This is a genomic window from Pseudomonas sp. HC1(2025) (genome assembly GCF_058742075.1).
The window spans coordinates 3,191,401-3,204,670 of record NZ_CP196017.1 but is presented as its reverse complement, the minus strand read 5'-3'; the positions used below and the strand labels follow the sequence as shown (position 1 = coordinate 3,204,670).

The following is a 13,270-nucleotide window of genomic DNA, read 5'->3' as shown; positions in this document are numbered from 1 at the left end:
CAGTCAATCAACAGTTTGCTGGTTTACGGGGCAGTGGAGTGTTCACGGGGCCATTGCGATGCAGGGATTCAAGGGGTTTTCAATCTTGGCGTGACTCCTGCAACGGCGCTTGCCTGGCTGTTTAACGCAAGACCGCGGAGCACGGACCACCGCACGCGCCTTCCAACGATAGGAGCAGTCCCTATGAGCGTGCATAAACTACGACCAGCGCAGGCTGTGAAATGGCCCGCCGAGTGGGTAGCGGGCCTGCCCGAGGCCCTGGAGCAATTGCAGCGCTGGGCCCAGGTCCGCCCGTTGCACTGCGCGTTGCGCCACAAGCGGCATGGCCGGTGGTATGCCTGGCGCTGGATCGATGCCCTGCGTGATGTGGAGCGCCTGGCCGATGGGCTGCGCCAGCACGGGTTTGGCGAGTATTCGCGGTTGGTGGTGAGCGGGCCCTTCGAGCCCAATCTGTTGCTGCTGGCCCTGGCGGCCCAGGCCATTGGCGGGCAGGTGTTGACGCTGTCTGACACCCTGCAACCCAGTGCGCTACACGGGCAAATCTGGCGGGTGCGCCCCAGCCATGCCTATGTCCCGGACCGTCAGCAGTTGCAGCATTGGCTCATGGTCGTCGGTAGCAGCGCCGCCCCGCAGGTGTTGATCAGCGATCAGCAAGTGCCTGGAAGCGAGGTAGTTGGCTTCGCCCGGCTGCTCGGCCCGGTGGAGGCGCTGCAACGCCTGAATCGTTGGTGGCAGCCCAGCGGCGAAACCGCGTTATGGAGCGAGGAGGGCACGCACTGGCAAGGTGGCCTTGCGGTGCTGTTCGAACAATGGCTCAACAGCGGCCAGGGCCTGGCTTTTGCGCAAAGTCCCGGCTCTGCCCGGCGTGACCGCAGCGAGGTGGCGCCCACCGGTTTGCTGTTGTCGCCGGCCAGGTTGCAGCACCTGGCTGACGAGATCCAAGGCAGCCTTGAGCCCCGCAGTACCTGGCGCCGGCGCTTGCACGACTGGGCCCTAGCCCACCCGCAGAGCGGCCTGCACCAGTTGATCAGAAACCAGCTGCGACGGCGCCTGGGTTTGCAGCGGTTGCAGTTTATCTGGCAGGCCTCCAGTGTGCGCCAAGGTGGTCAATGGCTGGATGAACTCAAACGCGATAGTGCATGATCGGGCAATGCGTCACACGGCGGCGTCCCAGGTGTTGGGCGCCAGGCAATTGGCATGAAATTTATCCGGGCATACGGTAAGGGCGCATTTACATGAGTGAAACCGAACGCGGACAGGCGACAAAGGCCATCCGCAACGCCGATGTGCTGATCATCGGTGGGGGGCTGAGCGGCACGATGCTGGCCGTGCAGTTGCTGCGTTTGCCTGGCACCCGGCAGATTCTGGTGATCGAGCCGCGCCCGGAGCTTGGGCGCGGTGAAGCCTATAGCGCGGTGGAGCTGGGACACACCCTCAATGGCAACGCGGCGCGCATGAGCGTGGACCCTGACAACGCCGATGACTTGACCCAGTGGTTGACCGAGTACATCGCCGCCGGCGGCTGGCCAGAGTCGGACCAGCAACATGTGCCTGTGAGCGAGCTGTTCCCACCCCGGGGGATTTTTGGCCTGTACGCGCAGCAGCGCCTGGCGCAGGCCCGGGCGGGGTCGGCGTCGACGGTGGAGCATGTTCGCGCCGAGGTCGTCGACGTGCAGGTGGAGCCGGTGGGTGTGCGCCTGACCCTGGATGACGGCCAGCAATTCCGCGGCGCCCAGGCGGTACTGGCCACGGGGATGTTCCCCGCGGCGCGCACGCCACAAACCCAATCCAGCGGCTTGAATGCGGCGGCGGTTGACCCGTGGGATGTGCAGGCGATGACGCAACTGGCCCCCCAGTCGACGGTGCTGATCATCGGCTCCGGCCTGACCATGGTCGATGCCGTGGTGTCCCTGGAGCAGGCCGGCCATCGCGGGCCGATCGAGATCTTTTCGCGCCATGGCCTGTTGCCCCATGTGCGCCGACAACCACCGGCCTGGGCGGATTTTCTCGCTGAAGATCACCGCCTGCGCAGCCCGCTGCAATTACTGCGGGCAGTGCGCCGTCAATGCCACAGCGCCCAGGCCCAGGGCATCGACTGGCAAGCGCCACTGGATACCGTGCGTGCCCATATCGGCCGTTTGTGGAGCCAGGCCAGCGAACGCCAGAAACGCCAGTTCGTGCGCCATGTGCGGCCCTGGTGGGAGAGCCATCACCATCGCTCGCCACCCCTGAGTGCGGAGTTGGTGGCGCGGTTGCACGAGCAAGGGCGCCTGCGGATCCACGCGGCGTCGTTCCTGGGCCTGGAGCCCACAGTAAACGGCGTGGTGACCCTGCGCCTGCGCCGTCGGGGCGAACAGCACATCACCCACGTCAGTGGCGCGGCGTTGATCAACTCCAGCGGGATCGAATATGACTGGCGCCGCGTGGCCCGGCCTTTGCCCCGGCAACTGCTGGCACGCGGCTTGATCAAACCCGGGCCATTGGCGTTGGGGATTGCAGCGGATGCCTCGGGGGCGGTGCTGGACGCGCAGGGAGTGGCCAGTGAGCGACTCTTCGCCATGGGCCCACCGCTGCGTGGGATGTGGTGGGAGAGCACGGCGGTGACGGATGTGGCAATCCAGGCCAAGGCACTGGCATGTCGTTTAGGAGCCTCCGCTTACCACCTTTAGCTTCTTCAGGATTGCGATGCAGATGCACGCGTCCTGAAAAGCCGTCCCGACCGAAGAAAAAATCGTGGTCTCGCGTTGGTGAACGGCATACTGGCTGTTCAGCATTTGAGCAATGGATATTGAGTTTTGGTGATAATCCCCAGCCTCTTCAATCGCGGCTTTTCGATCCTCCACCATTAAGATCGCCCGGTGCAGAAGCTCCAACGGGAACTCACGCGACACCAGTGTGTGCTTGCCTATCGCGTTTATATGGGCGCCCTTTGCTACGTCGCAGGCAGAGAACAAGGGGGCTGCGCAAGTGGTCGCCGTGCAGATGATGTCGGCGCCTGAGACTGCCTGGCGCACGCTATGGTGGCTGATGTATTCAATCTCACGGACGAACCGGTTTTTTGCGTCAGCTATAAAACGCTCTGTACTTGCCTGGCTTGTAGAGCAGACGGCCACCTGCTTTACCTTTCTGACGCTCAACACAGCCTCAAATACCGCCATTGCCTGAGCACCTGCGCCGATGACGGCAACTTTTTTGGAGTGGGCCATTGCCAGCAAATCAGTCGCCAATCCTGCAGTGGCACCGGTGCGTAGAGCGGTTATGGCTGCTGCATCCATTTGGGCTTTTATCTGCCCTGTAGCGCCATCTTGTATAACAATCACTCCACCTATAGATGGTCGTCCATAGGCTTTGTTGAGCAAGTGATGAGATACAATCTTCACCATAAATAGATTGTGAGCGTGAGAGTAGTAGGGCATTACTCCAAATGTTGCATGTTTTTCCTGGACTCTCACGATAGTTCGCGCAGGGTTGTTGTCGCTTGAACTGCTGTATGACCGATAGTTTTCACGGAGTACGTCAATCGCCTCTTCCATACTGATGGTGTTTTTTATCAAAGACTCATCGAGGATTTTCATAGGCCACTCACCCCAAGGGTACTTGGTCGAGAGCAATCAGAAAGCTGCGCTCGTAGGATAAACATATTTGCCCGTTGGCCTTGAGCCCTTTTGTCCGGACCGTAACTATGCCTTGCCCGGGGCGACTGGCGGAGGGGCGTTTATGGATGACTTCGCTTTCTGCATACAAAGTATCGCCAACAAAAACCGGGGCTATCAGACGGACATTATCCCAGCCCAAATTGGCAATTGCTTTTGCGCTCGTGCTCGCCAGGCTCATCCCGCCAACAATTGAAAAGGTCACTAGGCTCGATACCAGTATTTGCCCAAATTCGGTTTGCTTTGCATATTCTGCATTGATGTGGGCGGGGTGGTTATTCATACAGATTAACGACATCCAGACGTTATCCGCTTCTGTTACCGTGCGGCCTGGCCGGTGTTCAAATATGTCGCCAATGATAAAGTCTTCGAAGCCAAGCCCATGATCCTCACGATAGCGTCCGGGACCGACTTTGGTTAGTTTACTTAGTGCCTTGCTGCCGGGGAGCGATTGATTGATGTTCATGCTGGCTTCCTATTGGTTCTTGAGAGCGATTCGTTAATTGCCAAAAGCCTGCGGGCCATGATTTCGAAAGGGGGACCGAGCATTTCCCCATCTAAGGTGGATATTGCTGTTGTTGGTTCGGCTGCTTCGAGGCATTTGATAATGGCTCGTGCTTTTTTCAGTTCGATTGCTGTCGGGGTAAATAATCTATTTATCAGTTCTACCTGAGTTGGGTGAATGGCAATTTTCCCCGAATAGCCAAATTCTTTGGCCAGTTCGATTTCTGCTCTCAGCGCTTTTTCGTTGTTAAGTTTGAAACAGGGCGAGTCAATGACCATTAGCCCCATGCTGAGGGCAGCGATGGCTATATCGCACTTGATTTGGGTAAGTGCGCGCTCTGCAATTTTGAAATTGATCTCTGATGAGAGGTCAGCGCTACCTAAAATCAAGCCGCGCAGGCTTGTTCTTTCATTGATAATAGCGTCGATGCAACGCAATCCTTTTAACGTTTCAATGATTGCAAAGGTTTTTACTCGTTGGCCAGTAGCGCATGTCAATTCATTAAGGACTTTCAGTTCGCCGGCTGACTCTACTTTGGGGATGATTAAATATTCGGGGGTGATGTTGTGGTCCAACAAGAAAATCAGGTCTCTGATGCCTTCGGATTTGGTGAGTGTGTTAACTCTTATCGCTAGATTGCGTCGGTTGCGAATAGAGTGGTCCAATGCCAGCAGTTGCTCGCGTGCAAATTGCTTTTTGCACATGGGGACTGAGTCTTCCAAGTCCAGTAATACGATGTCGGCTTTAGATTCAATGATTTTCCGTTCTATATGCTTTTGGCTCGCGGGCATGCATAGCCAACTTCTAGTCAATGTGTCCATATCAAGCCTCTCTTTTCAGAATGAGAAGTGCCGTGACTACACCAAGTCCACCGAGGCATGCCGTGAGCAGTGCCACAGTTTGAATACCGTAAGGGATAAAAAAAGTCGCAAGAGCGCCAAATGTTAATGCTACCAATTGTTGTAGGAAGCTAAATAGCATCATTGGGTTGGCGCCGGGTAACCCGTTTACTGCCATGGCTGCTGTACATGGGTAGAGCGTCGCCTGGGCGTACCAAATAACCAAGTAGCCGCCAATAACCAAGTGGATTGACATGTTTTGCCAGGCGGCCAAAAACAACACGCTGCTTGAGGCGACTAATAGGCAGGCGCCAAAAATTGATAATTGGCAAACACTGACAGCACTCAAGGCTCGCCTTACCGTGAATGCACCTAAGTAATAAGCCAGCCCCAGCCACAAGCCGAAGGTGCCATAGTCGGCGCTATTCCAGCGGAAGTTGGAATGAAATACGTACGCTCCGATACCTTGATAGACAATAAAAATCCCATAGCCGCAGCCTCCTAAAATGACAGGTAGATAGAAGCTGGGCTGGGTTACAATGGCATAGTATTTCGGCGTTAATGCGGATTCTTTTGCCAGTGTGTCCAGTTTGTAGAGGTGGCTGCGTATGTTAAGCGCTAGTGCGCTGATAAGTATCACTGCGATGATCATTAGGCATGGCAGCGCAATCCAGTTAAGGCTTGACACCAGAAAGCCGCCCACTACTTGCCCGCCGATAAGTGCAAGAATAAATGAATAGGATAATACAGACAGGTTTTTCGCAAGGGCCGCCCCTGATGAGATGTCCGTTAACAGTGCCCTACCGATCAGAGCACCTCCACCAGCACCTAAACCTTGCGTGAATCGGGAGAAAAAGAATGCCTCGGGGCCAAAACTGAATAAAGACAGCGCGCTACCTACGAGTAAGATTGCGCAGCAAACGAGAACTGCAGTGTAGCGCCCGAAACTGCGAATGAGGCGTGATATAAAAGCTATCGGTAGTACAGCGCCACCTAAATAAAATAGTAGGATTTTATAACCCTTTGCTTCTTCTATATTTAGTTGCGGGGCGAGTTGGGTTGTTGCAGGTATATACAGTGTTACACCAAGCTGGGCGATTATGGTCGTGCAACATGCGAGAAGGAGTACCCGCTGGGTGGATGATGACATGTAAATTCCCTTTATTACGACGTCCTAAGGTACGGGGTTGCATCTACAGCATTGAGTTTACCGCTGTGCAAAACTGTTTTAAGTCGTCTGAGGCCAGGTTTGCCCTGAGCATGACGCGCAGGCCTGGAGTTGATCTGGGAACGACAGGATAAAATAACGGTGAGGTATAAAATCCAAGCTTCATGAGTTTTGTCGCAGTGGTGATTGCATGTTGCTCATCACTCATGGGAATCAACCTGATAGGTAATCCATCTCCTGCCAAGGTGGTCTTGATGTGGGTGTCGAACAGTTGGATATTGGTCGTCAATTTGTTTTGCAGGCGTTGCAGTTCTGTGGATTTATGTATTTTTGCGGACGCGATGATTGCACCCAAACCAGCTGTGTTGATTCGTTGGGACCAAGAGAGAGGGCCGCCAAATCGCAATAAGGCAGATTTGCTAATCGACGCATCAAAGAAGATCGCCCCGCCAGATGCACCAAAGCCCTTGTTCAATGATGCAATTATCATGGTATTGCTGTTGAGTGCGCCCATTGTATTGAGAGCTAATCCGCAGCCATTTACGCCCTGTGCCGACAGGCCATGAGCTTCGTCATACAGAACAAATAAGCCGTACTTGTCTTGCAGGGTCATTAGTTCCGATATATTGGCGCATCCTCCCGTGCTATAGACGCCATCCGCGATGTAAGCAACCCGTTGCTTTTGCTTGCAGCAGTCTTCCAGGAAGTTCAAGTCATTGTGCGGTGCTGTCATGACTTCGGATTCATCTGCACAAACGGCTTTCATCAAGCTCAAGCAGAAGTGTGCGGATTGGTCAAAGACCATTAGCGGCGGGATATTTTGTGTAAATACACCTGCAGCAAGTAAAGGAAGCATTGCTGCGGCGGCCGAAGCGCATGAAACCGTCGTCAGCACCTCGACGCAGAACAGATCTGACAGTGCAAGTTCTGCCTCTTCCAATAGAGGTAAACAAATTCGAACGCGGGAAGTGGAGGAGTTTAAGGTTTGCGACGAGTCTAGTGCAGCTATTGCGCCCTTCAAGATTTCGATATTGGAGTCCAGGCCAAGGTAGGAGTAAGAGCACATGTTTATGAATTTGTGGTCATCGACTTGCATGAAACCGTCCCCGAGGTTATCGGCGACAATTGCGCTCATTCGGGCTTCTTGTGTTCGACTCCAAAATAAATCACCGCCGGCCAGCATTTTTTTGATGTTTGAATAACGATTCATATTGCGCACCTGTCGCCCAAGGCAAAACGGATGACCATACTTTTCTAAGGAGTATTTTTTTACAATATGTTATGAGGCGGTAATTTTCCTGTATTTGCGTAGGCAAATTCCTCAAATGTTTTTCCGGCACCGTGCACAGGGCTTCACAAGCCCGTTTTGATAAACCCAGGCTTGAGCCCGAACACTTCCACCCCTTGGGCTGTCGATTGTCCCGTGGTGATTTTCACCCGCTCCACCGGCTGGTTCATGGCAGCCCGATATTGCACCGAAAGTCCGTCGTCCCCCTGGCTGATCGCCTGGGCCGGCACGATGATCGCCTGGGCATTGTTGTAGGTCACGATGGTCAGGCGTGCGCTCATGCCCAGGCGGACCCTTTGCAGCTTTTTCTCAGTCAGTTTGGGTATGGACAAGGTCACCGGGAATTGCGCACTGCCCTGGCTGTCATTGGCGATCGCCAGGCCGCTGACCACGCTGACTGAGCCGCTCAGGCGCTCGCCATCAAACCCGTCGCCCATGACTTCCACCGGCTGGCCCTGATGCAGCTGGTTGATATCCAGTTCCGAGACTTTGGCAACGATTTTCAGGCGTTCGATATTGGCCAACCCGAACAGCACCTGGCCCTGGCTCACCTTGCTCCCCGCCTGTACCGGCGCGTTGTTGCTGGCGCCGCCTTGGGGGGTGGAGCTGCCCGGTGGGGGCACGACGATCCCGGAAAACGGCGCCTTGAGCTCCTGGCCGTCGAGCAGTTTGCGCAGGGCTTCGTACTTGACCGTGGCATTGGTCAGCTCCATATCCGCAATCTGGCGGTACTCGCCCTTGCCCTGTTCGAGGGCCGTTTGCAGTTCACTGCGCGCGGCGATCAGATCCAACTGTTGCTGTTGGGCCTGTTGCTTGAGGTCGTCCAGTTCGTTGCGCGGGATGATGCCGCGCTTGAACAGGCTGTCGCTTTCAACCAGTTTGCGCTGGGTGTTGTCGGCACTCATTTGCGAGGTGCGCAGGCTGCGCCGGGCGCGGCTGACGGTGGGGCCGCTGTCCCAGTCCTGCATTTCCTGCACGGTACGCCGGGCCTTGAGCTGCGCGGAGAGCGCTTCGCGCAGTTGTACTTCCAGGGTGGCCGGGTCCATGCGCAACAGGACCTGGCCGGTTTCGACCCGCTGACCCTCTTGCACCAGGTTGGCTTGCACGTTGCCATCAAAGGGCGCGGTCAGGATGACGGTGGCTTCCGGTTCGATCTTGCCGACCAGGCCGATCTGATGCACCAGGACGTCGCTCTTGACCTCCTGCCATTGCTCGGCCGTAGCGGTCTGGTTGGCGGCGGGCGTTGTGCGACTCAGCAGTACGAATCCGCCCGCGCCCAGCAGTATCAACAGTCCAGCGCCCAGCAGGGCTTTTCTAGTAGTCATTAAGGGCAATTTCCCAACTTTCCAAGGTCATGCCCAGCGTCAGGTCGAGCTGGGTCTGCGCATTGAGGTAAGCAATCAGGGCGTTGAGACGGGCGTTCTCGGCGTTGCGCAAGTCCGCTTCGAAGCTCAGCACCTGGAAGTTGGTGGAGCGCCCGGCGGCGAGTTTGTCGCGCTCGATCTCGATCTTGCGCCGGGACAGGTCCACGGCCCGCTGGGCAATTTCATACTGGCGCCAGCGGGTGCCAAGGTCGCGTACCACGTTATTGACGCTGCGCTCCAGTTCCTGGCGCGCGTCGGTGATCAGGATCGCCTGGTTTTCCACATCGACCCGTGCGCGGACTTCGGCCTGGCGGGTACTGATATCGCCGATGGGAATGCGCACCTGGACCCCGGCGTAACTGTCCCAGCGGCGGTTGCTGGTGCTGCCGGCGTCGTTGTCCGTGTTGGCCCGGATCTGATTGGCGCCGCCCACCAGGTCGACCTGCCAGCGCCCGGAATCCTTGGCCAGTACCAGGTTGAGGTCGGCCTGTTGGCTGCCCAGCAACGCCTGGAGATATTCGGGCTGCTGGTTTTGCGCGAGGTTGAAGGCCTCGCGCTTGTCGATGTCCATGCGTGTGGCTTCCAGGGCTTCGGTGGCACGGATCGGGGTCGCCAGGTCCAGGGCCAGCAGGCGCAGTAACGCCAGGCGGCTCATGTCCAGCTGGTTCTGGGCTTCCTCGACCCCCAGTTGCTGGGAGGCGATGTCGGCCTCGGTCTGCACGATTTCGAACTCGGCCATGCGCCCGGCATTGATCAGTGCCTTGTTTACGTCCAGCAGGGTGTTGGAGCGCTTGAGCGCTTCCTGGGTGATGCTCAGTTGCTCCTGGGCACGCAGCAAGTCGCGGTAGGTGGCGATGATCTGGCTGATGGTCTGTGCGACGTTGGCCTTGAGGTTCAGGCGGTTGGCCTGCTCGGACAGGCGTGACAGGCGCAGCGGGGCGGTGGTGGCGTCCCAGCCGGCGCCGCGCATCAGCGGCTGGATGATGGCCAGGTCCAGGCCATCGCTGCGGTAGCGCCCGGCGCGGTTGGCGTTGTTCAGTTGCTGGGTCCAGCCCATGCTCAGGCGGGTGCCGTACTCGCCGAGCAAGCTGGTGGTAGGTGACAGGTTGGCATTGCGGGCGCGGTCGTCGCTGCCTTGGGTGGTGCGGTAGGTACTGTTGAGCACCAGCTTGGGGTTGAAGGCATCTTCGGCCACCCGCAGGTCGAACTTCTGCGCCACCCGTTGCAGGTACGCGCTGCGAATCGCCGGGTTGTTGCGCAGGCCCAGGTACACCGCGTCGCCCAGGGTCAGGGTAGTGAGCTGGGCATTGAGCGAGACACTGCGCTCATAGCCGCTGCGCGTGGTGGTCGGCGCTGAAGGGCGGATCACGATATCGGCGGCCACGCAGGGCAGGCTCAGCAGGGCCATCAGCCACAACAAGGGCTTATTCATCGCGCAGGGCCTCCACCGGCTGCAAGCGTGACGCCGAAACGGCCGGGTAGATCCCAAAAAACAACCCCACCAGCAACGTACTGCCCACTCCCAGGGGCAGCGCCAACACGGCCAGGGAAAACTGCCAGCCCGACAGCCAGGCGTATAGATAGGCTGCCCCCATGCCCAGTACCGCGCCACACAGTGCGCCGACGGCGGTGAGGGTGACGGCTTCGAGCAGGAACAGGTTGCGGATGTCGCGCTGGCGAGCGCCAAGGGCCATGCGGATGCCGATTTCCCGGCGGCGTTCCGAGACATTCATCAGCATCACATTCATCACGCCGACCCCGCCGCCCACCAGGGAGATGGCGCCCAAGGCCAGCAGCAGATAGGCGAATGTGCGGCTTTGCCGGGTCATGCCGTCGATCATTTGCTGGGGGATCTGGATCTCGACGGTGTGCTCCGTGAGTTGCGCGCCCAAGGCCTTGGTGGCGCCTGCCGCGATGCGCTCCATGTCCTGGCCGGCTGCAGCGCGCAGGACCACGCTGCCGACCTGGGGTGAGGAATAGATGCGCAGCATGCCTGGGGCAGGGATGAACAGTGACTCGTTGGTTTGCACCGGGATCAGCATCGACCGTGGCTGGTTCTGCAGGATGCCGATGATGAGGAACAGATAGTCGTTGACCCGCACCCGGTCGCCCAGGCGCAACGGGTCACCGGGCGCGCTTAACGCCTGGGCGATCTGGTCGCCGATCACCGCGAAGGTTTCGCCGCTGTCGAATTCGGACAGGAAGCGCCCTTCACGCAGCACCAGGCGCATGGCGTCCTTGAGACCTGGGGTGCTACCAACCAAGCCGGCGTTGGTGGTGCGGCCATGAAAGACGACCGGCCCGCTGAACGAGGAAATCGCGCCGATGTGGGCGATGCCCGGCACCGCCTCGCGTACGGCTTGCAGATTGAGGCGGGTGGGCATATGCGCGGTGCTGTTGCCCTTGGGTGGGAACTGCGCCACCAGGGTGTCGGTGCCCATGTCCTTGAAAATCATCGCCGCATCTTCGGCGGCGTTATGCCCGATATTGATCAGCGCGACCACCGATGAACTGCCGATGACGATCCCCAGCAAGGCCAGGATCGAGCGCTTGCCCAGGGTTCGCAGGCTGACAAATGCTTCATGCAACAACTGGCTCAGGCTCTGTTCGACCCGCAGGCTCATACGCATTCAGCCTCATGGACCACGCCGTTGCGCACCAGGATCTGGCGCCTCAGGCGTGCGGCGATATGCGCGTCGTGGGTGACGATGATCAAGGTGACACCCTGCTCGCGGTTCAGGGCCAGCAGCAGGTCCATGATGTCCTGGGCGGTGTGGCTGTCGAGGTTGCCGGTGGGTTCGTCAGCCAGAATCACCGCCGGTGCGCCCACCAGCGCCCGGGCAATGGCCACCCGCTGGCGCTGGCCGCCGGACAGGTCGGCGGGGCGGTGGTGGGCCCGTTCGGCCAGGCCTACCTGCTCAAGCATATGCAGGGCCCGCGCCACCGATTCCTGGCGCGACACGCCGCGATAGGCCAGGGGCAGGGCGACGTTGTCCAGGGCGCTGAGGCGCGGCAGCAGGTTGAAGCTCTGGAACACAAAACCGATCTGTTGGTTGCGGATCGCGGCCAGTTGATCTGGCGTTGCGTGGAAAATGTCATGGTCGGCGAAGCGATAGGCGCCGCAGTCGGGCAGATCCAGCAGGCCGAGGATATTGAGCAGGGTGCTTTTGCCGGAGCCCGAAGCGCCGAGGATGCCGCAGCTGTCTCCACGGGCGATGGACAGGCTGACATCATTGAGAATGGCCAGGTGCTGTCCGGCCAATTGATAGCTTTTACCGATGCCTTGCAGGGAAATAAAGCCTGGGAGCGTTGGGGTATCTGTCATCATGACTACGCCTTGCGCTGCGGCAATCCGACCTGCTCCTGAAAATTTTTGTAACATCTTCAGGGCCTGCGTGGCGGCTGCCGACAGCTGGTTTTTATTCTTGTTTTAAAAATATTGTTTGAATAGTAACCGTGATCCAGCGGCTTCGCCAGCCACAGAGATAGAGCGGTTTTTCTGTTGGTAGAGCCGATACCGGTGGCTTGAAAACGACCGGGCCAACCCTTGGCAAACCGTTGCGAGGGTAACCATCAGTGCGTTTGGATAGTATGGTGCAGTGTCACTACTTGCTTTCGAGCACCCGCCCCGGTATAAAAAATCAAATTTTTTTTTAAAACATATTTCCCCCGTGGAACTTATATGGTCGCGAAGAAACTCAGCGCTCCAAATGTAACCAAGACTCGACTGCTGGATGCGACAGAGGCTCTCTTCATCAAATACGGCTACGACGCCGTGTTATTGCGGCAAATCACTGAGAAGGCTCAGGTCAACCTCGCCGCGGTAAATTATCATTTCGGGGACAAGGACTCCCTGATGAAAACATTACTCATGCAACGCCTGGAGCCGCTCAACGAGCAGCGCCTGGAATTGCTTGCCCGCTGCGAGGCAGAGTCTGACGGCCCGCTCGATTGCGATACCTTGCTCGGCGTGCTGTTCGCCCCGGCCATGGGCCTTGAGCGCAGTGATCCGGCCAGCGGCGAAGGGCGCTCTTTCATCCGCTTCCTTGGCCGGGTCTATAGCGATACGTCGCCGTTTATCCAGGAATACCTCAAGGTCCACTACCAGCCGGTGTTCCAGCGCTTCTTTGAAGCCTTCGCCCTGGCACTGCCCGACCTGCCGCGCAATGAGCTGGGGGTGCGCCTGCAATTTGCCTTGAAGGCGATTTCCGGGGTGATGGCCGGCACCGAACTGCGCCTGCTGATGAACTCCATGAGCCTGGGGCGCCCGGCTACGGATGCGGAGGTGATGGCCAAGCTGATCACGCTGGTCTCGGCGGCCATTCGTGTACCGCAGCAAAGCCCGGAAGCCGAAACGGCGCTGGCGCGGGTGCTTGACACCCAGCGGGCGATTCGTGGCCAGTCCGCGCTGCCGGCAACGGGCAAAGTCGCGCGCTGATCAAATGGCGCGCAA

The 13,270-nt window shown here is 58.2% G+C and carries 12 protein-coding genes; 3 read left to right on the top strand and 9 right to left on the bottom strand.

All coding sequences use genetic code 11. The features are described from left to right. Nucleotides 1-183: 183 nt before the first annotated feature. Both ACSSVH_RS14355 and ACSSVH_RS14350 read left to right on the top strand, forming a co-directional pair. Nucleotides 184-1,143, top strand: coding sequence for an AMP-binding protein (locus ACSSVH_RS14355; protein ID WP_170057203.1), 960 nt, complete (start codon nucleotides 184-186; stop codon nucleotides 1,141-1,143). Nucleotides 1,144-1,235: 92 nt separating this feature from the next. Beyond that, nucleotides 1,236-2,669: an FAD/NAD(P)-binding protein gene (locus tag ACSSVH_RS14350; RefSeq protein WP_492633352.1), complete on the top strand. Its 1,434-nt coding sequence runs from the start codon at nucleotides 1,236-1,238 to the stop codon at nucleotides 2,667-2,669. Here the strand turns inward: ACSSVH_RS14350 and ACSSVH_RS14345 are convergent. The 9 genes from ACSSVH_RS14345 to ACSSVH_RS14305 all read right to left on the bottom strand — a co-directional run bounded on the left by ACSSVH_RS14345 (nucleotide 2,643) and on the right by ACSSVH_RS14305 (nucleotide 12,145). Then, nucleotides 2,643-3,575, bottom strand: coding sequence for an ornithine cyclodeaminase family protein (locus tag ACSSVH_RS14345; RefSeq protein WP_432754239.1), 933 nt, complete (start codon nucleotides 3,573-3,575; stop codon nucleotides 2,643-2,645). The genes ACSSVH_RS14350 and ACSSVH_RS14345 overlap by 27 nt on opposite strands. A 7-nt stretch (nucleotides 3,576-3,582) precedes the next feature. Then, the gene (locus tag ACSSVH_RS14340) at nucleotides 3,583-4,119 is read right to left on the bottom strand and encodes a MaoC family dehydratase (protein WP_492633351.1); all 537 of its coding nucleotides are present in this window, start codon (nucleotides 4,117-4,119) and stop codon (nucleotides 3,583-3,585) included. After that, nucleotides 4,116-4,979: an HpcH/HpaI aldolase/citrate lyase family protein gene (locus ACSSVH_RS14335; protein ID WP_492633350.1), complete on the bottom strand. Its 864-nt coding sequence runs from the start codon at nucleotides 4,977-4,979 to the stop codon at nucleotides 4,116-4,118. Before ACSSVH_RS14335 ends, ACSSVH_RS14340 begins: the two co-directional genes overlap by 4 nt. A 1-nt stretch (nucleotide 4,980) precedes the next feature. Further along, complete coding sequence (locus tag ACSSVH_RS14330) at nucleotides 4,981-6,147, bottom strand: MFS transporter (protein ID WP_492633349.1); 1,167 nt, start codon at nucleotides 6,145-6,147, stop codon at nucleotides 4,981-4,983. Between the two features lie 43 nt (nucleotides 6,148-6,190). Next, complete coding sequence (locus ACSSVH_RS14325) at nucleotides 6,191-7,375, bottom strand: aminotransferase class I/II-fold pyridoxal phosphate-dependent enzyme (protein WP_492633348.1); 1,185 nt, start codon at nucleotides 7,373-7,375, stop codon at nucleotides 6,191-6,193. 143 nt (nucleotides 7,376-7,518) lie between these two features. Then, on the bottom strand, nucleotides 7,519-8,778 hold the full coding sequence (locus tag ACSSVH_RS14320) for an efflux RND transporter periplasmic adaptor subunit (RefSeq protein ID WP_492633347.1): 1,260 nt from the start codon (nucleotides 8,776-8,778) through the stop codon (nucleotides 7,519-7,521). After that, a complete protein-coding gene (locus tag ACSSVH_RS14315) occupies nucleotides 8,768-10,249 on the bottom strand; it encodes a TolC family protein (protein ID WP_169953059.1) in 1,482 nt (493 codons plus the stop codon). Before ACSSVH_RS14315 ends, ACSSVH_RS14320 begins: the two co-directional genes overlap by 11 nt. Further along, nucleotides 10,242-11,441 carry an ABC transporter permease gene (locus ACSSVH_RS14310; RefSeq protein WP_169953309.1) on the bottom strand — a complete coding sequence of 400 codons (1,200 nt, stop codon included), beginning with the start codon at nucleotides 11,439-11,441 and terminating at the stop codon, nucleotides 10,242-10,244. Before ACSSVH_RS14310 ends, ACSSVH_RS14315 begins: the two co-directional genes overlap by 8 nt. After that, nucleotides 11,438-12,145, bottom strand: a complete 708-nt coding sequence (locus ACSSVH_RS14305) for an ABC transporter ATP-binding protein (RefSeq protein ID WP_169953061.1) — start codon at nucleotides 12,143-12,145, stop codon at nucleotides 11,438-11,440. Before ACSSVH_RS14305 ends, ACSSVH_RS14310 begins: the two co-directional genes overlap by 4 nt. A 354-nt stretch (nucleotides 12,146-12,499) precedes the next feature. Here ACSSVH_RS14305 and ACSSVH_RS14300 point away from each other — a divergent pair, with 354 nt between their 5' ends. Further along, entirely contained in the window at nucleotides 12,500-13,255 is a 756-nt protein-coding gene (locus ACSSVH_RS14300; protein ID WP_057445041.1) for a TetR/AcrR family transcriptional regulator, read from the top strand. The last annotated feature ends 15 nt before the right edge of the window (nucleotides 13,256-13,270 follow it).

What these genes read in the sequence shown, in the direction of transcription:
- ACSSVH_RS14300 (WP_057445041.1), top strand. Translation starts at nt 12,500, where the DNA reads ATGGTCGCGAAGAAACTCAGCGCTCCAAATGTAACCAAGACTCGACTG.
- ACSSVH_RS14335 (WP_492633350.1), bottom strand. Translation starts at nt 4,979, where the DNA reads ATGGACACATTGACTAGAAGTTGGCTATGCATGCCCGCGAGCCAAAAG.
- ACSSVH_RS14350 (WP_492633352.1), top strand. Translation starts at nt 1,236, where the DNA reads ATGAGTGAAACCGAACGCGGACAGGCGACAAAGGCCATCCGCAACGCC.
- ACSSVH_RS14340 (WP_492633351.1), bottom strand. Translation starts at nt 4,119, where the DNA reads ATGAACATCAATCAATCGCTCCCCGGCAGCAAGGCACTAAGTAAACTA.
- ACSSVH_RS14310 (WP_169953309.1), bottom strand. Translation starts at nt 11,441, where the DNA reads ATGAGCCTGCGGGTCGAACAGAGCCTGAGCCAGTTGTTGCATGAAGCA.
- ACSSVH_RS14315 (WP_169953059.1), bottom strand. Translation starts at nt 10,249, where the DNA reads ATGAATAAGCCCTTGTTGTGGCTGATGGCCCTGCTGAGCCTGCCCTGC.
- ACSSVH_RS14325 (WP_492633348.1), bottom strand. Translation starts at nt 7,375, where the DNA reads ATGAATCGTTATTCAAACATCAAAAAAATGCTGGCCGGCGGTGATTTA.
- ACSSVH_RS14345 (WP_432754239.1), bottom strand. Translation starts at nt 3,575, where the DNA reads ATGAAAATCCTCGATGAGTCTTTGATAAAAAACACCATCAGTATGGAA.
- ACSSVH_RS14320 (WP_492633347.1), bottom strand. Translation starts at nt 8,778, where the DNA reads ATGACTACTAGAAAAGCCCTGCTGGGCGCTGGACTGTTGATACTGCTG.
- ACSSVH_RS14330 (WP_492633349.1), bottom strand. Translation starts at nt 6,147, where the DNA reads ATGTCATCATCCACCCAGCGGGTACTCCTTCTCGCATGTTGCACGACC.
- ACSSVH_RS14305 (WP_169953061.1), bottom strand. Translation starts at nt 12,145, where the DNA reads ATGATGACAGATACCCCAACGCTCCCAGGCTTTATTTCCCTGCAAGGC.
- ACSSVH_RS14355 (WP_170057203.1), top strand. Translation starts at nt 184, where the DNA reads ATGAGCGTGCATAAACTACGACCAGCGCAGGCTGTGAAATGGCCCGCC.